Origin of the sequence: Paludisphaera rhizosphaerae (assembly GCF_011065895.1) — a bacterium.
GTDB classification, from domain to species: domain Bacteria; phylum Planctomycetota; class Planctomycetia; order Isosphaerales; family Isosphaeraceae; genus Paludisphaera; species Paludisphaera rhizosphaerae.
On sequence record NZ_JAALCR010000004.1, the window covers coordinates 26820 to 49647 of the forward strand.

Here is a 22828-nt window from a genome sequence, read left to right on the forward strand (position 1 = left end):
CCAGGGATCGTCAAGGCTGGAACCACGGATCGTCCCGAACCGAGGCGAGACACTCGTCGAGGGTTGCTCCCGTCAGCAGGTTGTGCCATTCGCCCGTGTGTCGAACGAAGGCGAGGTTGAATCGATGGTCGGCCGTGTGTTCCAGCCGGGCGAAGTTGTACTCGAACGTCGGCGAGATCGCGTTCGGCCCCGGCGATGCATAGGTGGCGGTCAGGTAGAAGAATCGGCCTCGCCATTTGGTCGAGAGCCCGATCACGTAGTTGAAATTCGGGTCGTCGGGAGCGGGCCTGACGAATTTCGGCGTAAGAGTGCTGTCGATCAACTCCTTCGCTTTCCGATCGGCCTCGGCCCGGATCGCGGAAGTCGGCTTTGTCGCCGGGTCTTTCCCCGGGGTATAAACCCATTGCCGCTGCGACTTTCGAGGCTTCGCCATGGCCCATACCTCGACGGCGGTGAATCGAAGACCGAGTGTGTTACTCTCATCGTATTTCGACCGGCGATCGGCCGCCATGATCGGCAGCCATGCCTCGCAACGAAACACGGTGACGACATGGGTTGGAACACGACGCAACCGACCGCTCCTCTCACCGCCCTCGAGGCGTTCCAGACGCTCACCCTTGAGGACCTGCGCCCGCTGTCCGAGCTGATCGCGTCGGATCCGCCCAAGAAGAAGAGCGACCTCGTCCCCTGGCTGGCGAAGGTCATGACCGACCCGGCAAAGGTCCAGGAGTTGTACGACGGGCTCGACGAGTCATCCCGACGGGCCGTGCGGATCGCCGCGTTCGACCCCGCCGGCCGGCTCGACCTGGAGAAGTTGCAGGCGCAGTTTGGCGAGAAGCCTCGCTTCAATACGGCCGACCCCAACCGATCCAAGTGGGATTACGACTACAAGGAGAGGAAGCAGATCAAGCCGACCTTGCTTCGCCTTTTCTTCCCGCGCTTCAAGGAACTGCCGAGAGACGTTCGAGCGATCCTCCGCTCCTTCGCTCCGGCGCCCAAGCGATTCTCGATCCCCACGCTCGACGCCCCTCCGCTCACCCACACCCTGCCCAAGGTCGGCTGGACGAATGATGACAAGGATCAGCAAGAATCGCAGGAACCGGTCCGCGTGCGAGAGACGGCGACCGAAGCCCAGGCCGATCTCCTCGCCGTACTGAGGCTGGTCGAGGCCGGCAAGGTCCGGGTGACCGACAAGAATTTCGTCCCGACCGAAGCTTCGCGAAAAGCCTTGGCGCCGATCCTCGCGGGAGGCGACTTCTACAGGCCGGAGGAAGCCGAGGAATGGAAGTACGACCCGGCCGTCGACCTGGGGATCCGCTCGTTCGCCTGGCCCATGCTGCTCCAGGCCGGCGGACTCGCCCAGAAGGTCGGGGACAAGCTCAAACTCACGGCGGCCGGCAAGAAGGCCCTGCTCGACCCGCCGGCGGAGGTCCTCGACAAACTATGGGCCTCCTGGCTGAAGACGAAGACGTTCGACGAATTCTCCCGCGTCGATGCGATCAAAGGCCAGAGCCGCGCCCACATGAGCGGGACGGCGGGCCGGAGGGAAGTCGTGGTTCAAGCCCTGGGCGAATGCCCGGTGGGCGAGTGGTTCTCGATTGACGATTTCTTTCGACTGCTGAGGGCGACCGGACGATCGTTCGAGGTCGCCCAGAAGGTCTACGAGCTGTATATCGCCGAGCACTACTATGGGAACCTCGGGTATGGCGACGAGCACGCCTGGGAGCAGTTGCAGGGGCGATTCATCCTGGTCTTCCTGTTCGAGTATGCCGCCACCCTCGGCGTCGTCGACGTGGCGTACCTGCCCCCCCAGGGTATCCGAGATGATTTTGCGAGCCGATGGGGAGCGGACGACCTGAGCTGCCTGTCCCGCTACGACGGGCTGCTTTACGTGCGGATCAACTCGCTCGGAGCCTGGCTGCTTGGGAAGGCCGAGGAGTATCGCCCGGCCGCTCCGAAGAGGACCGACCTGATTCGCGTCCTGCCGAATCGGGACGTGGTCGCCGCCCGAGAACTCCCCGCGGCGGATCGACTCCTTCTGGAGCGATTCGCCGAGCCAACCTCTGAGAACGTGTGGGCCCTCTCGGCATCGAAGGCTCTCGACGCCGTGGAGGAAGGCGGGAGCATCGACGAATTGGAGCAGTTCCTGACGACCCGGTCCAACGGCGATCTGCCCGCCCTCGTGGTGCAGTTCCTGGTCGACCTGCGCTCCAAGGTCGACCGGCTGAAGAACGCCGGGACGGCCCGGCTGATCGCGTGCGCGGATGAGAACGTCGCGGCCGAGTTGGCCGCGGAACGGAGCCTGAAGGGGAAATGCCTCCGAGCCGGCGACCGCTTCGTCGTCGTCCGCGACGCCGACCTCGCAGCCGTCAAGAAAGCCGTCAAGAGGCTCGGCTGGGTCTGGCCGATCCTCGACGAGTGACAGGCGCATGAAAAACGGGAGCCCGAGGGGGCTCCCGTTCGCGTTGTCTCGGATCAGAACGCTCCGGGTCGCCCCGGAGTCGGTCGATCAATACATGTCTTCGTAACCGCCGTGACCGCCGCCCTTCTTCTCGTCGCCGGCGGGGGCGTCGGCGATGAGGGCGTCGGAGGTCAGCAGCAGGGTGGAGACGCTGGCGGCGTGCTGGAGGGCCGAGCGGGTGACCTTGGTCGGGTCGATGATGCCGGCCTTGACCATGTCGACGTACTCGTCCTTCAGGGCGTCGTAGCCGAAGTTGCCCTTGCCCTCGCGGACCTTGCTGACGACCACGCCGCCGTCCTGGCCGGCGTTCTCGGCGATCTGGGTCAGCGGGGCCGCCGCGGCGCGGAGGATGATGTTGTAGCCGACGATCTCGTCGTGGCTCAGGTCCGTCGGCTTGACGGACGAGGCGGCCCGCAGCAGAGCGACGCCGCCGCCGGGGAGGATGCCCTCCTCCAGGGCCGCGCGGGTGGCGTGCAGGGCGTCCTCGACGCGAGCCTTCTTCTCCTTCATCTCGCTCTCGGTGGCCGCGCCGACGTTGATCTTGGCGACGCCGCCGGCGAGCTTGGCGAGACGCTCTTCCAGCTTCTCGCGGTCGTAGTCGCTCTTGGTGTCGGCGATCTCGCGGCGGATGGCCTCGATCCGGCCCTTGATGGCGTCGGACGAGCCGGCGCCTTCGATGACCGTCGTGTTGTCCTTGTCGATCTCGACCTTCTTGGCCTGGCCGAGATCCTCAAGGCCGACGCTCTCCAGCTCGACGCCGAGGGCCTCGAAGATCGGCTTGCCGCCGGTCAGGACGGCGATGTCTTCCAGCATGGCCTTGCGACGGTCGCCGTAGCCGGGGGCCTTGACGGCGGCGCAGCGGAAGGTGCCGCGGAGCTTGTTGATGACCAGGGTGGCCAGGGCCTCGCCGTCGACGTCCTCGGCGATGATCAGCAGCGGCTTGCCGGTCTGGGCGACCTTCTCAAGCACCGGGACCAGGTCCTTGACCGACGAGATCTTCTTCTCGTGGATCAGGACGTAGGCGTCTTCCAGCACGGCGCTCATGCTGGCCGGGTTGGTGACGAAGTAGGGGCTGAGGTAGCCGCGGTCGAACTGCATGCCCTCGACCCACTCGACCTCGGTCTTGAGGGTCTTGCCTTCCTCGACCGTGATCACGCCGTCCTTGCCCACCTTCTCGGTGGCCTCGGCGATCATCGTGCCGACCTCGACGTCGAAGTTCGAGGCGACGGTGGCGACCTGCTGGGTCTCCTTCTTGTCGGTGACCTTGGTCGACAGCTTGTGGAGCTGGTCGACGACGTCGGCCACGGCGCGGTCCATGCCCCGCTTGAGCTGCAGCGGGTTGACCCCGGCGACGACCGCCTTGAGGCCTTCGTTGTAGATGGCTTCGGCCATGACGGTGGCCGTGGTCGTGCCGTCGCCGGCGACGTCGGAGGTCTTGCTGGCGACCTCCTTGACCATCTTCGCCCCCATGTCCTCGTACTTGTCCTCCAGCTCGATCTCCTTGGCGACGGTCACGCCGTCCTTGGTGACCGTGGGCGAGCCGAACGACTTCTGGATGATGACGTTGCGGCCGCGCGGGCCGAGCGTCACCTTGACGGCGCGGGCGAGCTTCGCCACCCCGCGCTGCATCGCCTGCCGCGCTTCCTGATCGAACGCGATCATCTTGGCAGCCATGTTGCCTTCATCTCCACATCAACTAAAGGAAAGTGTCTCGTGTGAGGGCCGGGCCCGTCTTGATCGATGGAATCCGGGGACGGTCAGCTCACGACCGCCAGGATGTCGTCCTCGCGCATCAGGAGGACCTTCTTGTCGCCGTCGAGCTTGAATTCCTCGCCCGCGTACGAGGTGAAGATCACGACGTCGCCGACCTTGACCTGAAGCTCCCGGCGCTTGCCGTCCTTGGTCACGCGGCCCTCGCCCACCGACAGCACCTTCCCCTTCTGGGGCTTGTCCTTGGCGGTCTCCGGCAGCACGATCCCGCCGGCGGTGGTCCCCTTGGCCTCTTCCCGCTCGACGACGACGCGATCACCCAACGGCTTCAGATTCATCTGTCCCTCGCTCCTCAGTCGTTTCGTCCACCCGGTCGCGACCTCGCGCCGCCCCGCCGCCCATCCGAGAACCCGCGGCGCGGCCCGCGCGACAGCATGACATGCCCACCCCATAGGCAAGGCTCATGCCGAGTCGAAATACACACCGCAAGTCGATAACAAGTCTTACTTTGCGTCCAAACCAAGCCGCCTCGACACCTTTCGCCATCCTGCCGGACGAGGCTGCCGAGTCGACCGCCATGTCATTTTGGCAGACCGCCGGCCAGAGCCAGGAGAGCCTGTCGGGCGTTCTCGGCGACAACAAGGGGGGCGACCTCGGGCGGGAGGTTCGCTTCGATCCAGCCCGTGAGCCGGTCCACGTCGGCCAGCTCGGAGGGGATCTCGTCGAGGTCCAGGTAGTCGGTCGCGACGGCGATTCCCTCGTGTCCTTCTCGACCACGGAAGGGGATCGCGGCGAGGAACGCAACGGCCTCGCGGAAGGCTTCGGCGGAAAGGGATGGACGAACGCCGATCGTCGCGCCAAGCGCCCTCAAGCGGCGGACGCCGGCCGGGCCGAGGGTGTCGAGATCCCCCGTGAACAGCAACGGGAGCCGTTCGGAGCGGGTGGGGTCGGACTCGAACCAGTCGAGCACGGCGGCGGCTTCCGCCCCGACCAGATTGACCGCCGGGCATGGTCCTTCGCCGGTGGGAGACAGTTCTAGGAGGCGGTCGAGCAGACCTCGGCCGAGGTTGCCGGGGATGGCGTCGAAGATGCGAACGCCGCGCTCGAACAGCGCGGGGATGCGGTCGAGGTCGGCCGGCTCGCGGATGAGGTTCTCCATTCCGTCCACGGCCAGAACGCCCCAACTGAGGGCGTCGGCGGGCTCGGCGAGCCATCGGGCGACGTCTTCGGGCCCACGCAGCAGGCGGCCGGAGAATTCGGCCTCGTGGCGGGCGATCATCTCACCCAGGGCGTGCCAGCGGTCGGCCTGCCGGGTCCAATCGGCCGGCTTGCGGCGACAGACGAGGACGGCCAGAGAGGTCCCCATGAAATAGCCGTCCAGCCGAGGAACGCGAGGGGGAATCTCGGCGTAGTCGTTGGGGTCGAAGTGGACGGTCTCGGCGGCGTACTGGAGCGCCCAGTCGCACCGCAGGTCGATCAATCGCATGGCCATCTCGCCGGTCGCGTCGGGACGTTCAGGGAGCCTCCGGCGGCGCCTGGGGGACGATCTCCAGAAACCGGGCGACGGAGCGCTTGAGGTCTCCCCAGCGTACCACGTCCCAGGCCTTCTCGCGCGCCCAGCCCCCTTTCCAGACGATGAACTCCGACTGGGCGAGCATCACCGTCAGGGCTAGGTCGGCTCCATCGAAGCGTGTGACGTCGACCACGCTCGGTCGGAAGACTCCTGCGCGGCTGATCGGATGGTCATCCCGGCCGATGAGGGTTGCCGCCGATTGCTCCGGCGCCTCGGCCGATTTCAGGGCCGTTGCGATCGCCCCCTCGCCCCAGCCCACGAGGACCATACCACCGCGCACGATCGACTTGATGGGTTGGTCGGCGAAGCGCTCCCTGCCGGCGAGCGCCGGCTGGATGACACGTCGATGGATCCGCTCCGCGTCCTCCGGCCGTTCGGCGTGGAGGGCCACGACGACGCCCACGCCGACAGGCATGTTCGGGTCTCCGAGCAAGACCACCCCCGCGCTGACGCCCCGGAGCAGCGGCCAGAGGTCGACTTCGGGACGAACGCCCCGGAGAGTGGCCATCAGGTTGATGCGGACGCGCAAGGGCTGGAGTTGGGCCCGGTCGGGGTCGGCTCGGTCAATGCGGTCGGCGATCTCGAACAGGGAATCCCAGAACGCCGCCCCGCGCCCCGTCGCCAGGGCGACGGCGGCGAGCGTCGAGTCGACCGGAAACCATGACAGCCAGGTCGGATCGATGGCAGGCGTATCCAGCATCGCGGGACGCTCGGCGGCGAATCGCGAGGCCAGGTCCAGGCCTAGACGGTCGCCTCGCAGGCTAAGGAAGCCGGCCGACGTCTTTAGACCCGCCGCTTTGAGCCCTGCAACAACCTGAGACGGGATCACCGATCTCGCGGGATCGGCCACCAGCCGGGAGGGGTCCAGGACGAACCGAAAACCGGAGTCCTCGGGGGTAAGCGCGAGCAGGTCGAAAGACGGCTCGGGCTCCTGCTTCGACAGCCGATCCAGCGCCCCGGCCAGCTCCGCGCGACGACTCGCGAAAGCCGTCCCGCGCGGAGTGACCGCCGCCAGGGCCGAACCTTCCTCACCCATGCGCTCGACGGGCGTCCCCGCCAACGGGGGTTCATCGCCTCCGCCCGAGAGCCGCATCGACGTCACCATGGCGGCGAGCGTCCCGTCGTCGTGGGGTGCCACGGCCGACCACTGCATCGCCCCGTTCGGCTCGAAGCGGACGGCCAGCACGACGTCGCGAAAGGCCCGCCACTCGGCGACCATCTCCGGGTTGAACATCGCCGCGACGGCCTGCACGGCCTTCGGCAGCCCGTCCGGGTTCCCCGTCGCCCGCCGCCAGTTCGCCATGGCTGCCGCCGGGCTCGGCGCCTTCGAGCCCTCGAACAGCTTCAGCACCGCCTCCGCCTGCCGATCCGGCCCGACCGCCCGCACAACCAACGCAGGCTCGACGGCCTTGTCATCAGCCCTGGCAAGGGCCGGGACGATGAGCGCCGCGGACAGGAACAGACGGCTTCCTTGCTTGATATTGAGCGTCATGCTGCTTCCTCGGTTCCTGATCCTGGACTCCGTGAGAGCCTTTCAACCCGCCTGGCCGACGACTTGCCTGGGATAAATGTAGGCCGCCTTGATGTACTGCCCGCCGAACGGCGCGGGGCCGACCCTCGTCGCGATCCGACCTGGATACTTGCGATTGATCTCGGCGGCGGCTTCCGCGAGCGGCGTATGAGCCGAGACGACCTTCACCTGGAAGGGATCCAGGTAGACGCTGGGAGCCTCGGAAGTCGCCCGCATGACCGATCGATAGCCGTCTCTGCGATTGTCATCGGTGATCGCGTCGGAGGCGATGTAGAGGTACCAGGGGTCCTCGTCGGACTCCTTCAACCAGAAGGCCACGTCGACCTCGAAGTCCTGGTTGAAGCGATGGACCAGGTCCGCGCCGGCTTCCAACTCGTCGCTCACCAGTGTCGTCGAATCCATGCCAGAACTCCCTCGTTCCCGTCTGCGACCGCCTCGTACATCTCGCGAGCCTTCACTTCCGACGCTGTTTCATAACGAGCCGCCTCGCTCCAATCCTTCACCGTCTGCCAGTTCAGGGCCAACTGTGAAGCGGGAACTTTGAGAATGTCCTGATCGAAGGGAGCCTCAAGTCCGGCGACCTTGACGAGTTTGCGGAGGTCATGGCTGTACGAGTCGTTCACCCGGGCCTTGTCCGGGAAATCGTGCTGATCCGTCTGCTTAGCGATGCACGCCTTCAAGGCGCACTCGACGGCGTACCCAACCAGATAATAGGCTCCTGACCAGCACGCGGCGTCGAGCAAGGCCTTCGCGTCCCGGACGCGTTCCTCGGCGAGTTGTTGCAGGTCCGTTCGATTCACCGCGGCGCGTCCTCTCGTCGGTTCTCGTTCGACTCGCATTCTATCCGCGACGATCGCCGAGCCGCCACGAATTCGGTCGGGTTCTCCGCGAACATCCGGGCGGCCGCCGGGGTCTCTTCTGGCGACGCTGGGGCCGGACGGCCAGGCAACCGGTTGCAGACCGGTGGAAGCGGGTTCGACTCCCGCCGGCGTCTCTTTCAGGCAAGCTTTCGGCCTCGTCGGCCCCACGGCGCGCACGCCCCGTTTGGTGCGGTCGGCGGTGCGCGTCCCGCGAGGGGGATCATGAACGTGGGCGAGGTCGTGGCAGTGGTAGCTCAACTGGTTAGAGCATCAGACTTAAGATCTGAGGGTCACAGGTTCGACTCCTGTCCACACGGGACGAGCCGGAGCAATCCGGCCCATCCGCCAGGGACGCTGTAAACGTCTCTACCATGAAGCCCGAGGGAGACGGGCGGCCGACCGGTCGGCCCGCGACGACGCCGAAAAGGCCCGTCGCGGGCGGCGCGGAGGGACGCCCTGCGGCCTCGCGGATCCCGTCCCGGACGGGCGTCGGCAAAGGCGGCGCGAGGGTTGAAGGAGAGCGATCGGGGCTGCGGCCTCGGTTGAACGCCTCCAGCCGGAACGCCGCCCGGATCGTCGCTCGACGGGACTCAACCGGGGCCCCGCGAACCGATGCGTGACCGCCGGTCGTTCCGTCTCCTGAAGGCCCTTTTCACTTCCACGTTCAACCAATCTTTCTTATGAACGATTCCTGACAACATCCCCGCGGGAGGAGGTCCCGTCGTGTTCTTCATCAAGCGATTCAAGGTCCGCAGCTTCGAAATGGGCCTCCACTTCCGCGACGGCGAATTCCGCGGTTTGCTCACGCCCGGCGATCACTGGTTCTTCGACCCCTTCGGCAAGCTGAAGGTCGAGGTCGCCTCGCGCCGGACCGCCTTCTTGACGCACGAGAAGCTCGACGTCATCGCACGCTCGGGCGCGCTCAAGGGGTACGCACAGGTGGTCGACCTCCAGGACTCCCAGCGTGGGCTGGCCTGGGTCGACGGCCGGTTCGCCGGGTTCCTGCCTCCTGGGCTGCACGCCTACTGGCTGGACCCTCGCAAGGTCGCCGTCGAAGTGGTCGACGTCCGCAACCCTCGGTTCGAGCACGACGAGTCGAAGGCGATCCTGCGAAACGCCACGGCAGCGGCCTACCTGGAGACCGGGTCGGTCGGCCGGGGGTGCGTGGGCGTGCTCTTCCTCGACGGCCGGTTCGCCGGCGCGCTGGAGCCGGGCCCCTGGGCCTTCTGGCGGGGCGCGGCCGACGTCCGCGTGGTCGAGGTCGACCTGCGTGAAGCGACGCTCGACGTCGCCGGCCAGGAGATCATGAGCGCGGACAAGGTCACGCTCCGGATCAACGCCCTGGCGACGTACCGCGTCATCGACCCTCGCAAGGCCGTCTGCGCCGTGGACGACTTCAAGCAGGCCCTCTACCGCGAAGCCCAGCTCGCGCTGCGGGCGGTCGTCGGCGGGCGGGACCTGGACGCCCTGCTGGCCGACAAGCAGACCGTGGCCGCCGAGGCCGCCGAACTGCTCGCCCCCCGCGCCTCGGCGCTGGGGCTCGAAGTCGCCTCACTGGCCGTCCGCGACCTGATCCTCCCCGGCGACATGAAGGAGCTGATGAACAAGGTCACGGAGGCCCGCAAGGCCGCCGAGGCCGACCTCATCACTCGTCGCGAGGAAACCGCCGCCATCCGCAGTCAGGCCAACACCGCCCGGCTGCTCGCGGAGAACCCAACCCTCATGCGGCTCCGCGAACTCGAAGTCCTGGAAAAGGTAGCCGCCTCCGGCAAGCTGAATGTCGTCCTGGGCGACAAGAAGCTCGCGGAGTCCGTCCTCAACCTTCTCTGACTGAATGTCTCACGGAGCGACGAACCGCATTTCAACGAACTTCCCCCTCTCGCGGGGGAAGACCGTTCGTCGCTCTCACTGAGCCTTGATAAGCGGAAATCCGACCACCACCGCCGGTCGGCCGGCCGATCGGCGGCGGGATTTGCAATCGAGGGTCGAGCGTGCGATGATGACGGACGTCGACGCGGCCCGCTGTCAGGGCCGAGACGCCCGACCTCTTGCCCGGGAGGAGGCTCGACGTGCCCGCCTCGCGAGACGTTCAACAGATCCTCGAACGCGACTTCCTCGAAATCCGTGCCAAGATCCTGGAGATCGCGGCCGGCCTCGACCGGCTCGACCGCGCACCGGCCCACCACCACCACGGCGACCCGCCCGACGCCCGCCTCGGCCAGATCCGCCAGGCCCTCGACGCCCTCCGCCGCCCCGAGCCCGACCGCGCCGAGACCATCCAGCTCATCTTCTCGCTGGAATACGACCCCGAGTGGCGCGAGAAGACCGGCGTCGACCGCGACCGCCGGCCCGCTTCGGCCCGGTCATAACGAACTCAGGGCGATCAGACCGCGTGATCGAGGGTCATTCCACGACCACCCGAACGCCGTCGGCCGAGTTCGGGAAACGGACGAGGAGCGTTTTCGAGCCCTCGTCCCAGATCTGAGCCTCGGCGGCGAGCGCCCGGCCGTCGACCGCGACCGACCGAGGCGCCTTCGGCAGACGGACGCGGACCGATGCGGTGATGTCCTTCGGCCCGGTCGCCAGGAAGCTCAGGCCGTTGCCATTGATCTTTTCATCGGTCGTCCGACAGGCCGCCGCCACGACGCGGGGGCCGTGCGACGGGAGTCGGTCCAGATCGACGAGAAACGCCCGGCGCGAGGAATCGAGGGCGACGGTCGTCTCGATTTTCAGGCTGGCGTCGAAGAGGTCGACGAACCGGCCCTTGAGTTCGTGAACCGCCTCCCCCGAGGTCGAATCGAGCCCGGCGGCGATCACGTAGGGACCCCGGCGGAGGACGAGGTGGTTGGCCTCCCGATAGGGGAGCTTCGCCGCCTCGCAGGCCTGTTCGATCAGGCGACGGACCTTCGCGCCTCCCTCGGCCTCGTGGCTCAACCGGGCAGGGCTGGACTCGTCCCAGATCAGGGCGCCCGAGCCGACGGCATGCAGGCCAGGCTTCGCATCGGGGCCGACGCCGAGGGTGTCGAAAAGAGCCTGGCGAGGGGTCGTGTAACCGGGTGCGCCGGGGGCGTTCCACCAGGACTTGATCTGGTTGTACGGGTCCTTGTCGTCGTCCACGAACAGGAGGACGCCCCCCGCCTTGACCCAGTCGGCCAGAACGCGGTCGGCGTCGGGCGTCATGGGCTTCATGCCCTCGTATGTCATCATGAGGACCTTGTACCGCGACAGGTCGGCCGTCGTCCGGAGGTTCTCCAACTGGACGGGCTCGGCGGGGATGCCGCGATGGATCGTGGGGAGAGCCAGGCCGAAGAAGTTGCCGAGGTGCGGATCGGAGGGTTTGTACCCCTCGCGCTGGAACATGAGGGCGTCGGAGACGACCAGGCCGATCCCCCGCGTGCCGGACTCCCAGGCGATCTCCGATTGCTCCATGTCGTTGAGGGCGTTCATCACGGACATCAGCTCGGTCGCGTAGTCGGCGGGGATGGCGACGCGTGAGCTGTCGTCGCGGCGTCGGCGACGGCCCGGGGGAGGCGGCGGAGTTCCGGGGGCGGGATACTTGCCGTGGAAGATCCGCTCGGGCCACGGCGCGATCTCGTACCGCGAGGTCTCCGGCCAGAACAGCGAGGCGACCACCGTGCATTCCCAGTTCGTCTTGTAGTCGCCCCAGTCGTGGTTGGGGTCGTCCTCGACGGGGTCGTGGAGGAACCAGAGTCGGCCCCGGCTGCCGCGAGTGGCCGCCGTCATCGAGCCGTACTCGAAGAAGGCCGATTGGAACGTCCGCTCGGCGACCTTCCCCTCGTAGACGTTCTTCGACCTGGCGGTGCCCGTCCAGACCTGGGCGATGTAGCCGTCGGCGCCGACCGTCAGCAGGCTCGACTCGGGGCTGACGATGCACCAGAGGGCGTAGTTGACCAGGCTGTGGGTCGGCACGTAGCACTTCACGTTCTTGCCGGTCTTCGCGTTGTGCTCCTTGACGGCGTCGAAGACCTGCTTGAGGGCGTCGCGATAGAGGACGTACTTGAGCCGGCTGGCCTTGTACTGAGCGTCGGCCGATTCATGGGGCGGCGCCCACTCCTCCTTGTAGTGCTCGCGCCAGGCGCGCTTGAAGCCCTCGGAGTAGCCGGCGCGGGCCCAGAACTCGGGTTCTTCCAGGTGGATGGCCTCGGCCCCGGCGTCGATCGCCCGGAGGACGTTCTGGGCCAGGTACTTGCCGAAGTTCGGGCCGGGGCACATGTAGTAAACGTCGCCGCCGTGGGAGATCACCTTGCCGGTGCGGTCCGTCTGAGCCTCGTCGACGTGGTTCTGACCATCGAACCGGCCGTAGAGGTAGTCCTGGTATTCGCCCCAGGAGACGCCCGTCATCAGGTGGACGACGTATCCCCGCTCCTTCCACTGGCGGATGCGATCGGGCATGTCCTTGCCGATCCCGTAGACCATCGCCACGTCCGCGGGGAGCTGCAGGCCCGCGTCCCAGGGGGCGTGGGTCTGGAACGAGGTCCGCTCCTCGGAACGCCGAGGATCAAGGGCCTGTCCCTGGACGGTGGCTGCACTCAGGCAAGCGGCGAGCGACCAGACGGCGATTCGACGGATAAGGCGGGTCGATCTCATGGCGGCTCTCGGGCAGGGGGCGGCGGGCGGGTCGGCAAGGCGGGTGGGACGGACTTCATCATAGCGAGATCGCCGGCCTTCTGGGAGGAATCCGGGCGATTCGTCCGTCATGACCGGCCGTCGTGCGGTAGAATGACAAGGAGGGTCCCCTGCCCTCGCCGATCGGTCCCGTCAACTTCCGGGGATGCTCCGCACCATGCGACGTCTCGCCCTGCTGGTCTCGGCCCTCTCCCTGTGGACTTCCTCGTCGGCCTTCGCGCAAGTGACGCCGGGAGGACCGGCCGTGGGGTCGTATCGCGTGAGCGACTTCTGGGCCGCGCCGGGGATGTACGGCACCAGCTACGGTTACGCCAGCTACGGGGTGCCGCGGACTTATACGACCTTCTCCGCCGCTCCCTGGTCGCCGTATTACGGCAACTACCCGACCTCGGGATACATGCCGGGCCGCTATGGCGTGGGACTGTGGAGGCCGGGGTTCGTCGCGCCGGGGTACGTCTACGGAGCCCCGACGGGCAGGGATTCATACCGGACGTTCCCCGTCACGGCCGGCACCGGTTTGACGCCCGCCCAGATCGCTCCGCCGCCTCCGATGGGCGTCTACGCCCCGGCTTACGGCCCGGGAGTCGGCCTGTACGGCGAGTGAGCGAAGGTGGATACGACCCTTCTGGACAGGACCCCGCCGAGCCGGGGTCTTGTGCGTTTCGTGGTCGTTCCGGATGATGGAGGCCACGCACCGGCCCCGTCGACCAGGCCCAGGCGGCCTGAAGGATCGAGCGCGCCGGGATCTCGAAGACCGAGGAAGACGTTGATTTCATCCGATGTGGCCGTCGTCGGCGGGGGGATCGTCGGCCTGGCGACCGCCTACCAGCTCAACCGCACCCTCCCCAACTGCCGCGTGGTGGTTCTCGAAAAGGAAGACCACGTCGGCCAGCACCAGACCGGGCATAACTCCGGCGTCCTGCACTCCGGCATCTATTACAAGCCGGGATCGCTGAAGGCCACGAACTGCCGCGAGGGCAAGAGGCTCATGGAGGACTTCTGCGCCTCCGAGAACATCCCCTTCGAGATCTGCGGCAAGGTCATCGTGGCAGTGGGAGAGTCCGACCTCCCCGCCCTGGAGCGGATCTACGAGCGCGGCGTGGCCAACGGCGTCGTCTGCGAGAGGATCGACAAGGCCCGCCTCGCCGAGCTGGAGCCCTACGCCTCCGGCATCCAGGCGATCCATGTCCCCGAGGCCGGCATCGTCGACTACAAGGAAGTCTGCCGACGCCTCGCCCAGCGGATCCGCGAAGCCGGCGGCGAGGTCCTCACCAGCGCCAAGGTCTCGAAGATCGTCCGGGCCGGCGGCAAGGCCGTGCTGACGACCGAGTCCGGCCAGGAGGTCGAGGCCCGTCAGATCGTGAACTGCGCGGGGCTCCAGTGCGACCGCGTCACGGCGATGGGCGGCGTGAAGCCGGACGCCAAGATCGTCCCCTTCCGCGGCGAGTACTTCAAGCTCAAGCCCGAGGCCGAACGGCTCTGCAACAACCTGATCTACCCGGTGCCGGATCCCGCCTTCCCGTTCCTGGGGGTCCACTTCACCCGGATGATCGAGGGGGGCGTCGAGTGCGGGCCGAACGCGGTCCTCGCCTTCGGCCGAGAGGCCTATCGCAAGACCGACTTCAACGCCTCCGACTTCTTCGAGACGCTGGGTTACTCCGGCTTCCGCAAGCTGGCCTTCAAGTACTGGAAGACGGGCCTGGGAGAGATGTGGCGGTCGGCCAGCAAGAAGGCCTTCGTGAAGGCCCTCTCGCGGCTGGTCCCCGACATCCGCGAGGAACACCTGGAGCCCGCGCCCTCGGGCATCCGCGCCCAGGCGGTCCTGCCGGACGGCTCGATGGTGGACGACTTCCTGATCCAGGAGGCCGACCAGGTCGTGAACGTCAACAACGCCCCCTCGCCCGCGGCGACGGCCTCGCTTAACATCGGTAAGACGATCGTTGAACGACTGGTCCCCCGGCTGACCTGATCGGGAACCCCGCGAGCCGGCGGACGGCAGCCCCCACGAGACCCACTCCTTCGGAGCCTGCGCTATGAACCGCCGCTCGTTCCTTGCCGCTGCGTCCGCCGCCGCCCCCGCTCTCGCCGCCGCCCCGGGCGCGGCAGCCGCCGCCGCGCCTGAGGGCCGGCTCAAGGTCATCGTCCCCCGGATGAAGCGCGAGGAGCTTTCCGAGCTTCAAGCCATCGCCCCCGAAGTTGAGCTGATCCCCTGCGACGGCGAGGATGAGGCCGTCGCCAAGGCCGCCGAGGCCCAGGGGCTTTACGGCCTCGTCTCCCCTCGGGTCATTCGCGCCGGGGCGAAGTCGCTGAAGTGGGTCCAGAACGGCAGCGCGGGCGTTGAGCACCTGATGAACATCCCGGAGCTGATCGACAGCTCCATCGTCCTGACCAACATGGCCCGGGCCTACGCGCCGGAGATCGCCGATCAGGCGCTCGCTTACCTGCTCGCCTTCAACCGCAGCATCCCGAAGTTCCTGGAAGCTCAGGCCGCCCAGCGGTGGAACAAGCGTCCTCAGGGCGTGGTGCTCGACGAGTTGGCCGGCAAGACGATGCTGATCATCGGCATGGGGGGCATCGGGACCGAGATCGCCCGCCGCGTCTACGGCTGCGGCGTCCGCGTTCTCGCCACCGACCCCAAGGTCTGGGAACGCCCCCTGTTCGTCGAGGAGCTGCACAAGCCCGACAAGTTCCACGAACTGCTCCCCCGGGCCGACATCGTCGCCAGCGCCGTGCCCCTGACGAAGGAGTCGACCAAGATGGTCGGCGCGAAGGAGTTCGGCCTGATGAAGCAGGGCGTCGTCTTCATCAACGTGTCGCGCGGCAAGGTCGTCGACACCGAGGCCCTGATGGCGGCCCTCGACTCCGGCAAGGTCGCCGCCGCGGGACTTGACGTGACCGACCCTGAGCCCCTGCCTGACAACCACCCGCTCTGGTCCAAGAACGTCATCATCACGCCTCATACCGCCGGCCAGTCCCCCGGCGGCGAGCGTCGTCGCCAGGCGATCTTCCGCGAGAATCTCCGCCGCTTCGCCGCCGGCGAGGCCCTGGTCAACGTCGTCGACAAGAAGGTCGGGTACTGATCCTGACGGTCACGAAGCCGAGCACGTCAATCATGCCCTGGATCTCCGAGAGAGCCCCCCGAATCGACGACGCCCGCCTGGCCGGACTGATGGCTGAGACGGTCGCGGAAGCGCGCCGCCGGATCTGCGAGAAGCCCCGCCGGGTGTTGCTGCTCCCACCGGACATCACCCGGGCGCACTCGGGGGCGGGGAAGCTCACGGAGATCCTCTACCGGGCTTTCGCTCCGGAGGCCGAGGTTCGGGTCATCCCGACCCTCGGCCAGCACGTCCCCCACACCCCCGAGCAGAACCGCTTCATGTTCGGCTCGATCCCCGAGGAGCATATCCTCGTCCACGACTGGCGCGACGGCTGCGTCGTGATCGGCGAGGTCCCCGCCGACTTCGTCCGCGAGGTCAGCGGCGGGGCCGCCGACTGGGCGATCCCCGTCTCGCTCAACAAAACTCTCATTGAGGAGCCCTGGGACCTCATCATCAACGTCGGCCACGTGGTGCCGCATGAGGTCCTCGGCTTTGCCAACCACAACAAGAACTACTTCATCGGCCTGGGTGGGAAAGACCTCATCTGCGCCTCGCACATGATGGCGGCGAGCTGCGGGATCGAGAACAACCTGGGCCAGTTGATCACGCCCCTGCGGGCCTGCTTCAACAAGGCCGAGGACGAACTGCTCGGCCGGCTTCCCGACCTCTACGTTCAGATCGTCATGGCGCGTGGCGAAGACGGCGAGTTGACGACGACGGGCATCCACGTCGGCGACGACCTGGAGACCTACCTCGCGGCCGCGCGTCAATCGCGCGAACAGAACATCACCGTCTTCGACAAGCCTGTCTCGAAGATCGTCTGCGTCATGCAAGAGGACGAGTTCGCCAGCACCTGGGTCGCGAACAAGGCCGTCTATCGCACGCGCATGGCCCTGGCCGACGACGGCGAGCTGATCATCCTCGCCCCCGGCCTCGTGCGGTTCGGCGAGCAGCCCGACGTGGACGCCCTGATCCGGCGCGTCGGCTACGTCGGCACGCCTCGCGTCATGGCTCAGTACCCGAACGACCCGGAGATGCAGGACCTGGCCCACGCGACCGCCCACCTGCTCCACGGCTCCTCGGAGGGACGGTTCCGGATCACGTACGCCCCCGGCCATCTCACCCGAGAGGAGATCGAGGGCGTGAACTTCGGATACACAGACCTGGCCGACGCCATCGCCCGTTACCGCCCTTCGGAATCGAAAGAAGGATGGAACCGGACCGAGGACGGCGAGGACTACTTCTTCATTCCAACCCCTTCAGCCGGCCTCTGGATGGTCGGCGACCGTCTTGCCGGACGGTGACGACCCTTTCGCCCGCATGAGCCCCGTGACCATGAATCTGCCGCCCCTCGCCCGCGTCCGCCAGAATATCGTCCAGCCCCGCGTTGAGGACATCGCGGGGACGGTCCGCCGTCTAATCGTTGAAAGCCGCCTGCGCGAACGTGTGCCGGCCGGCGGGACCATCGCCGTGGGCGTCGGCAGCCGGGGGATCAAGAACATCGCCCTGATGGCGCGGACGACGGTCGACACGCTCAAGGAGATGGGCTACCAGCCGTTCATCGTCGCCGCCATGGGGAGCCACGGCGGCGCCACCCCGGAAGGCCAGCGCGAGCTGCTCGCCGGCTATGACGTCACCACCGAGAAGATGGGCGTCCCGGTCAAGACCGACATGGACGCCCTGGTCCTCGGCACCAATCCCGTGGGCCTGCCGATCTACTTCGACAAGAACGCCTACGGGGCCGACGGCATCGTCCTGCTGAACCGGGTCAAGCCCCACTCCGACTTCCACGCGACCTACGAGTCGGGCATCGTCAAGATGATGACCATCGGCCTTGGCAAGCGCGAAGGCGCCACCCAGGTTCACAAGCTGGGCCTTCGCGGGCTGAAGGAAGTCCTCCCCGCCGTCGGCCGTTTTTTGGTCGCCAACACCAAGTTCGCGCTCGGCCTGGCGATCCTGGAGAACGGCCGCGACGAGACGGCTGAGATCGTCCCGCTCGAGCCGGAGAACCTCTTCGAGCTTGAGCCCGGCCTGCTGGAAAAGGCCCGGAACATGATGGGCCGGCTGCCGTTCGACCAGATCGACCTGCTGGTGGTCGGCGAGCTGGGCAAGAACTACTCGGGCGCCGGCATGGACCCGAACGTCATCGGCCGGCTCATGATCGAGACCCAGAACGACTTCGTCCGGCCCGTCGTCACCCGGCTGGTGGTGCTCGACTCCTCGGAGGAGAGCCACGGCAACATCGTGGGCGTCGGCTTTGCCGACCTGACCACTGACCGCCTCGTCGCCAACATCGACGAGGAGGCCTTCCGCATCAACGTCCTCACCTCCTGCTGCCTGGAGCGGGCCCGCATCCCGATCACCCTGCCGACCGACCGCGCGGTGATCGAGAAGGCCCTCGACACCTGCTGGCGGATCGACCCGGCCGAGGCCCGCATCGTCGTCATCCCCAACACGCTGGAGACCGACGAACTGTGGGTCTCGCAGCCCATGGAGGCGGACGTCGTCGCCCATCCGGCGCTCACCCGCGAGACCGAATACCTCCCGATGCCGATCGACGGCGAGGGCCGGCTCGATCAGGTCGGGCTCTTCCCGCACAGCGTCCAGGGCCGTCGCGCTGCACGGAAGAAGGCCGCCGTCTTATGAGCCGGCCGAAGTACCGGATCCTGGCGCTGGACGTCGACGGCACGCTGCTGAATCGCCACGGCGAATTGCCCCCTCGCACCAAGGCGGCCGTCGCACGAGCGGCGGCGGCCGGGATCCGGCCGGTCGTCTGCACGGGCAGGCGCTATCGTCGCGCCTGGCCGATCGCCGAGATGCTGGAGCTGGACGCCCCCATCGTCTGCAACTCCGGGTCGATCGTGAAGGAGCCCGCCGACGACGGTACGCTCTGGCGGGCCGACCTGCCGGCGGACGTCGCCGCGACGCTGCTCGACATCTTCCGAGAGCACGAGCAGGACGTGGTCGCGTTCAACGACCGCCCCCACGACCAGCCCGACTTCCGGATCTCCCGCCACCCGACGGGTCGACTGCACTTCGACGACTACGTCGGCCAGAACCTCTCGCACGCGGAGATCACCGACGACTGGTCCGCCGGGCCGTTCTTCCACATCTGCGCCGTGGGGTCGGTCGAGGAGATGCGGGCCTTCGAGCGGCACGTTCTGCAAGCGCTGGGCGACCACGTCCGGACCTTCGTCCAGCGCAGCCCTCGGTACGTCGGCACGATGTGCGAGGTGATCCGCAGCGACGCCAGCAAGTGGTCGGCCGTGCTCCACGTCGCCGAGCGCTGGGGCGTCGCGCCGGAGGAGATCTGCGCGGTGGGCGACGACGTCAACGACCTGCCGATGATCCTGGGCGCCGGCCTGGGCGCGGTCATGCCCCACGCGCCGGAGGACGTCCGCGCGGCCGCCGACCTCGTCCTTCCCGCCTCCGACGACGGCGTCGCCGATCTGGTCGATCGGATCCTGTCCTGAGCCGGTCCGGAATGGGGCGACCTCCGACGAATCCCTGGGCCGAGCCGCCTCCACGCGACGCTCGGGAAGGAAGTGTGCGTCGATGATCGAGGGTGATTATGATGAACGCATCGGGATGAGCCGGCGGGTCAGGTAGACCTCGTTCGGCCTCCTGGATCGGCCTACAGCAAGGGGAACGACGTGATGACTCGAATGATGCGCCAGATGCTGACGTCCGCGGTGGCCGCTGCGGCCCTGCTGGGAATCGTGGCCGGATGCGACGACGGCACGCCCCCCGTGGAGAGCGGGAACGAGGAAGTCTCGGTCACGGGGATCGTCAAGCTTAAGGGCCAGCCGCTCGAGGACGGCGAGATCATCTTCGACGGCAGCAACATCAAGCGTAAGGAGGGGGCGCTCAAGACCGCCAGGGTGAAGGCCGGCGGATACGAGATCAAGGCCCTGGTCGGCGGCAACTCGGTGAGCGTCCACTCCAAGGCGATCGACAAGGACACCGGCCTTGCCGCGAACTCCAAGTTCGTGGAGCTGAAGGCCGGCGAATCGAACAAGGTCGACATCGACCTCTGATCGACGCCGGAAGGCTTCGAAGTCGACAGGGGGATGCCGCGTGATCCAACGCGGCATCCCCCTTGTCGTTTTCAGCAACCTCGCGAGTCGTCGATCCGGATCAGAACGAGTCGGACGAGACGACTTCGCCGCCGGCCTTGGTCGCCAGCGCCCACCAGGTCGACGGGCTGATGCTGTCCTTGATAAAACGAACCGAGCCGTCCATCATCAGGGCGTTCACGCCGCCGGAGTGCCGGCTGGACGCGGTGATGGCCTCGGTGTTGCTATCGCTGTTGGAGCTGCCGAAGGCGCAGCTCACGCTGTTCGGCGGCATGACGTGGCTGTAGCGCGTCTGTCCCGAACGACCCCACCACCAGGCGGCGCCGAACGGCCAGCCGCCGGAGATGTTGCCCACCGAACGATCGACGACCTTGCAGTTGGCGTTGTCCGTGAAAGGATCGTTCGCGACGGCCGCCGTAACCTTGGAGGTGTAGGCGCCCGGCTTGAGGGGGTCCCAGGTGTTGACCTGACCGATCCCCTTAACGACCTCGCTGAAGCCGACCGTGTTCGAGGTGCCGTCCACGATCGCGCCGATCTTGTTGGACACGCTCAGTCCGTTGAAGGGGCCCGACAGCGACACAACGCTGGTCACCGTCCGGATGGTCGTCGTGCTGTTGAAGTTGTTGCCGTCGGCGCCCGTGCAGGCGTGATAGTTGTTCGTGCCATAAGCGGCCGTGAGTCGGGATTGGTCCGACGGGCAAACGAAGACGTTGAGGGCCGTGTACTGCACCGTCGAGTTCACCGGGCTGGTGGAGTTCCAGATGCTGCTGGCACCGGCGCCGAAATTCATGGCGTTATAAAGCGCGCCCTGCTCGATATAAGGGAGCATCATCGCCAGGGCCGAGGGAGACACGTTACCGAGATTGGGATATCGCTCCAGCTCCGAGGTCGGAAATCCTGAGACGCTGCTTTCGTAGTTGTGCAGCCCCAGGCCGATCTGCTTGAGGTTGTTGACGCACTGGGCGCGGCGAGCGGCCTCACGGGCCGCCTGTACAGCGGGCAGCAGCAGGGCGATGAGGACCGCGATGATGGCGATGACGACCAGCAGCTCGATCAGCGTGAAGCCGCGGCCGGAACGACGAAGACGTGGAAACATGGAAAACTCCTTTCGTTAAGGATGAGTGCTGCACGCACGAGGCCGACCTTCGAACCGCCCGTCGTCGATTGATATAAGGACGTCGTCAACGGACCTTCGAACCGGAGAAGTCCCTCGAACGGAACCTCGACCTGAGCGAGCAATGCGCTTACGCGCTGTGTGGTTAATCCCTACCTGACAGGCGTCTCCGTTCCATCAATAGACGGACGGAGACCGCCACTCGCATGCCGCGATCACCTCGAGAGATGACCGCGAAACGAGAGTGAGCCTGATTGCACGACCGATGCAAGGTTTGGTTGGAATTCGAGATTCGGATTAGAAATTCTTACCAAAATCCGAGCGACAACGGAAGCGGCCGCGTCCCCGATTTCAAGTCGTCGGACGTAATGATTCCCAAAGTGGGCGCGGAGAGCCCCGCACGCCTTCCATAAGTTGGCGAGACCGGTTGAAGAGGAACCTCGCGTCCTCCGAATAACTTCGGTGACATTTCTTCATTTCTTGTGTTGAAACCGGCGCAGGCCCAAAGCTAAACTTCCGACGCTCATACCCTTCAACCGACTCGCCGGGCGACGGCGCCTGGCGAGCTCGGCGGGGTGGCAATTCCTCAAGCGCCCCCCCCTTCTCGCCCGCCTTCCCAGGGAGACGTCTCATGTGCAGGAACCCGCGCCGCGGCTTCACGCTGATCGAGCTGCTGGTCGTCATCGCCATCATCGCGGTCCTCATCGCCCTGCTGCTGCCCGCTGTTCAATCGGCGCGCGAGGCCGCCCGCCGCGCCCAGTGCGTCAACAACCTCAAGCAGTTGAGCCTGGCCGCCCACAACTTTGAGTCCAGCAACGGGACCTTTCCGCCGGGCTTCGGGCTGACGCCGACCGTGAACGTTCCGCTCTATCCCCGTCCGACGCCCCTGGTCACGATGCTCGGCTACCTGGAAGGGGCGAACCTCTTCAATGCGTACAACTTCTCGTTCAATCTGAACGGCATCTACAACAACATCGCGACGGGGAACGACCCGAACATCACGGCCGGGACCATGCTCATCTCGGCGTATGTCTGCCCGTCGGACCCCTCGAACGTTCGGCTCCAGGGGAAGATCGGCTATAACAACTACTTCGGGTCGATCGGCGGAACCGCCTGCCCTGAGTTGGGACCTGCACCTTCAGGATACGCCGCCGGCAAGACCGAAACCGACACCAGCCAGGCCGGCATGTTCAACGTCCGGCTGGACTACGGCGCGGCCGCCCAGATCAACGGCGCCAATAACCCCGACTACCAGAAGGTGACCGGCGCCACGACGATCGCCTCGGTCACCGACGGCACGAGCAACACGGCGATGTTCTCGGAGACCCTCCGCTCGGTCGCCAGCGCCAACGTCGACGCCGAGGTTCCGGTGGACAGCCTGCTGAACGTCTACAGCGTTCCGGCGGCCTCGTTCACCACGAGCATCGCGCCCCCCTCGGCGACCTGCCGGACCGGCACCCGGGTCAAGTACCGCGGCCAGCAGTACTACCGCGGCATCGCGCCGATGGCCTTCTTCACGCACACCCTGACGCCCAACACCACGTTCTTCGACTGCGCCAACAGCACCGATTTCATCTGCGGCCACATCGCGGCTCGCAGCAAGCACTCGGGGGGCGTGAACGTCTCGTTCGCGGACGGCTCGGTCCGATTCATCAAGGATTCGATCAACGCCGTGACCTGGCGGGCCCTCGGCACGAAGGGCGCCGGCGAGGTGGTCAGCTCCGACGCGTATTGATCGATCGCACCACCCATCCCCAG

Annotated in this window: 20 protein-coding genes and 2 tRNA genes; 13 read left to right on the forward strand and 9 right to left on the reverse strand. The window is 66.7% G+C overall.

The features are described from left to right. Positions 1-10: 10 nt before the first annotated feature. Positions 11-433 carry a DUF3024 domain-containing protein gene (locus G5C50_RS06245; protein WP_165066585.1) on the reverse strand — a complete coding sequence of 141 codons (423 nt, stop codon included), beginning with the start codon at positions 431-433 and terminating at the stop codon, positions 11-13. Positions 434-550: 117 nt separating this feature from the next. On the opposite strand from G5C50_RS06245, the gene G5C50_RS06250 reads away from it, so the two are divergent. Next, positions 551-2422 carry a hypothetical protein gene (locus tag G5C50_RS06250; RefSeq protein WP_165066588.1) on the forward strand — a complete coding sequence of 624 codons (1872 nt, stop codon included), beginning with the start codon at positions 551-553 and terminating at the stop codon, positions 2420-2422. Between the two features lie 87 nt (positions 2423-2509). Here G5C50_RS06250 and groL read toward each other — a convergent pair whose 3' ends face one another. The 6 genes from groL to G5C50_RS06280 all read right to left on the reverse strand — a co-directional run bounded on the left by groL (position 2510) and on the right by G5C50_RS06280 (position 8075). Then, the gene (gene groL / locus G5C50_RS06255; protein WP_165066591.1) at positions 2510-4135 is read right to left on the reverse strand and encodes a chaperonin GroEL; all 1626 of its coding nucleotides are present in this window, start codon (positions 4133-4135) and stop codon (positions 2510-2512) included. A gap of 83 nt (positions 4136-4218) precedes the next feature. Next, positions 4219-4509, reverse strand: coding sequence for a co-chaperone GroES (gene groES / locus G5C50_RS06260; RefSeq protein WP_165066593.1), 291 nt, complete (start codon positions 4507-4509; stop codon positions 4219-4221). A 242-nt stretch (positions 4510-4751) separates the two neighbouring features. Continuing rightward, positions 4752-5657 (reverse strand): hypothetical protein, encoded by a 906-nt coding sequence (locus G5C50_RS06265; RefSeq protein ID WP_165066596.1) that lies wholly within the window; start codon positions 5655-5657, stop codon positions 4752-4754. Between the two features lie 28 nt (positions 5658-5685). After that, entirely contained in the window at positions 5686-7236 is a 1551-nt protein-coding gene (locus G5C50_RS06270) for a hypothetical protein (protein ID WP_165066599.1), read from the reverse strand. Positions 7237-7278: 42 nt separating this feature from the next. After that, the gene (locus G5C50_RS06275) at positions 7279-7677 is read right to left on the reverse strand and encodes a hypothetical protein (RefSeq protein WP_165066602.1); all 399 of its coding nucleotides are present in this window, start codon (positions 7675-7677) and stop codon (positions 7279-7281) included. Next, entirely contained in the window at positions 7656-8075 is a 420-nt protein-coding gene (locus G5C50_RS06280) for a HEPN domain-containing protein (RefSeq protein ID WP_165066605.1), read from the reverse strand. The genes G5C50_RS06275 and G5C50_RS06280 overlap by 22 nt, the downstream gene beginning before the upstream one ends. Positions 8076-8198: 123 nt before the next feature. On the opposite strand from G5C50_RS06280, the gene G5C50_RS06285 reads away from it, so the two are divergent. The 4 genes from G5C50_RS06285 to G5C50_RS06300 all read left to right on the forward strand — a co-directional run bounded on the left by G5C50_RS06285 (position 8199) and on the right by G5C50_RS06300 (position 10504). Next, positions 8199-8269: transfer RNA gene (locus G5C50_RS06285), tRNA-Cys, on the forward strand. Positions 8270-8374: 105 nt separating this feature from the next. After that, positions 8375-8452 (forward strand) — tRNA-Leu (locus G5C50_RS06290). A gap of 406 nt (positions 8453-8858) precedes the next feature. Then, positions 8859-9965, forward strand: a complete 1107-nt coding sequence (locus G5C50_RS06295) for a slipin family protein (protein ID WP_165066608.1) — start codon at positions 8859-8861, stop codon at positions 9963-9965. 239 nt (positions 9966-10204) lie between these two features. Beyond that, positions 10205-10504 (forward strand): hypothetical protein, encoded by a 300-nt coding sequence (locus G5C50_RS06300; RefSeq protein ID WP_165066611.1) that lies wholly within the window; start codon positions 10205-10207, stop codon positions 10502-10504. A 34-nt stretch (positions 10505-10538) separates the two neighbouring features. Here the strand turns inward: G5C50_RS06300 and G5C50_RS06305 are convergent, their stop codons facing one another. Beyond that, entirely contained in the window at positions 10539-12743 is a 2205-nt protein-coding gene (locus G5C50_RS06305) for a type 1 glutamine amidotransferase family protein (protein ID WP_165066614.1), read from the reverse strand. A gap of 196 nt (positions 12744-12939) precedes the next feature. Here G5C50_RS06305 and G5C50_RS06310 point away from each other — a divergent pair, with 196 nt between their 5' ends. The 7 genes from G5C50_RS06310 to G5C50_RS06340 all read left to right on the forward strand — a co-directional run bounded on the left by G5C50_RS06310 (position 12940) and on the right by G5C50_RS06340 (position 19917). After that, positions 12940-13386, forward strand: coding sequence for a hypothetical protein (locus G5C50_RS06310; protein WP_165066616.1), 447 nt, complete (start codon positions 12940-12942; stop codon positions 13384-13386). Between the two features lie 162 nt (positions 13387-13548). Then, complete coding sequence (gene lhgO, locus G5C50_RS06315) at positions 13549-14751, forward strand: L-2-hydroxyglutarate oxidase (RefSeq protein WP_165066618.1); 1203 nt, start codon at positions 13549-13551, stop codon at positions 14749-14751. 64 nt (positions 14752-14815) lie between these two features. Further along, positions 14816-15862 (forward strand): D-2-hydroxyacid dehydrogenase, encoded by a 1047-nt coding sequence (locus tag G5C50_RS06320; RefSeq protein ID WP_165066620.1) that lies wholly within the window; start codon positions 14816-14818, stop codon positions 15860-15862. A gap of 32 nt (positions 15863-15894) precedes the next feature. After that, positions 15895-17184 (forward strand): lactate racemase domain-containing protein, encoded by a 1290-nt coding sequence (locus G5C50_RS06325; protein WP_165066623.1) that lies wholly within the window; start codon positions 15895-15897, stop codon positions 17182-17184. A 31-nt stretch (positions 17185-17215) separates the two neighbouring features. Next, positions 17216-18526 (forward strand): nickel pincer cofactor-dependent isomerase, group 22, encoded by a 1311-nt coding sequence (locus G5C50_RS06330; protein ID WP_165066625.1) that lies wholly within the window; start codon positions 17216-17218, stop codon positions 18524-18526. Then, positions 18523-19353, forward strand: a complete 831-nt coding sequence (locus G5C50_RS06335) for an HAD family hydrolase (RefSeq protein ID WP_165066627.1) — start codon at positions 18523-18525, stop codon at positions 19351-19353. Before G5C50_RS06330 ends, G5C50_RS06335 begins: the two co-directional genes overlap by 4 nt. Positions 19354-19536: 183 nt before the next feature. Next, positions 19537-19917, forward strand: a complete 381-nt coding sequence (locus G5C50_RS06340; RefSeq protein WP_165066630.1) for a hypothetical protein — start codon at positions 19537-19539, stop codon at positions 19915-19917. Between the two features lie 100 nt (positions 19918-20017). On the opposite strand, the gene G5C50_RS06345 is transcribed toward G5C50_RS06340, so the two are convergent. Continuing rightward, a complete protein-coding gene (locus G5C50_RS06345) occupies positions 20018-21052 on the reverse strand; it encodes a DUF1559 family PulG-like putative transporter (RefSeq protein WP_165066632.1) in 1035 nt (344 codons plus the stop codon). Positions 21053-21701: 649 nt separating this feature from the next. Here G5C50_RS06345 and G5C50_RS06350 point away from each other — a divergent pair. Further along, positions 21702-22805, forward strand: coding sequence for a DUF1559 domain-containing protein (locus G5C50_RS06350; protein WP_165066635.1), 1104 nt, complete (start codon positions 21702-21704; stop codon positions 22803-22805). Positions 22806-22828: the final 23 nt, after the last annotated feature.

Coding starts and splice junctions, on each gene's coding strand:
- G5C50_RS06245 (WP_165066585.1), bottom strand. CDS start 433: ATGGCGAAGCCTCGAAAGTCGCAGCGGCAATGGGTTTATACCCCGGGG.
- G5C50_RS06250 (WP_165066588.1), top strand. CDS start 551: ATGGGTTGGAACACGACGCAACCGACCGCTCCTCTCACCGCCCTCGAG.
- groL (WP_165066591.1), bottom strand. CDS start 4,135: ATGGCTGCCAAGATGATCGCGTTCGATCAGGAAGCGCGGCAGGCGATG.
- groES (WP_165066593.1), bottom strand. CDS start 4,509: ATGAATCTGAAGCCGTTGGGTGATCGCGTCGTCGTCGAGCGGGAAGAG.
- G5C50_RS06265 (WP_165066596.1), bottom strand. CDS start 5,657: ATGCGATTGATCGACCTGCGGTGCGACTGGGCGCTCCAGTACGCCGCC.
- G5C50_RS06270 (WP_165066599.1), bottom strand. CDS start 7,236: ATGACGCTCAATATCAAGCAAGGAAGCCGTCTGTTCCTGTCCGCGGCG.
- G5C50_RS06275 (WP_165066602.1), bottom strand. CDS start 7,677: ATGGATTCGACGACACTGGTGAGCGACGAGTTGGAAGCCGGCGCGGAC.
- G5C50_RS06305 (WP_165066614.1), bottom strand. CDS start 12,743: ATGAGATCGACCCGCCTTATCCGTCGAATCGCCGTCTGGTCGCTCGCC.
- G5C50_RS06310 (WP_165066616.1), top strand. CDS start 12,940: ATGCGACGTCTCGCCCTGCTGGTCTCGGCCCTCTCCCTGTGGACTTCC.
- G5C50_RS06320 (WP_165066620.1), top strand. CDS start 14,816: ATGAACCGCCGCTCGTTCCTTGCCGCTGCGTCCGCCGCCGCCCCCGCT.
- G5C50_RS06325 (WP_165066623.1), top strand. CDS start 15,895: ATGCCCTGGATCTCCGAGAGAGCCCCCCGAATCGACGACGCCCGCCTG.
- G5C50_RS06330 (WP_165066625.1), top strand. CDS start 17,216: ATGAATCTGCCGCCCCTCGCCCGCGTCCGCCAGAATATCGTCCAGCCC.
- G5C50_RS06335 (WP_165066627.1), top strand. CDS start 18,523: ATGAGCCGGCCGAAGTACCGGATCCTGGCGCTGGACGTCGACGGCACG.
- G5C50_RS06340 (WP_165066630.1), top strand. CDS start 19,537: ATGACTCGAATGATGCGCCAGATGCTGACGTCCGCGGTGGCCGCTGCG.
- G5C50_RS06345 (WP_165066632.1), bottom strand. CDS start 21,052: ATGTTTCCACGTCTTCGTCGTTCCGGCCGCGGCTTCACGCTGATCGAG.
- G5C50_RS06350 (WP_165066635.1), top strand. CDS start 21,702: ATGTGCAGGAACCCGCGCCGCGGCTTCACGCTGATCGAGCTGCTGGTC.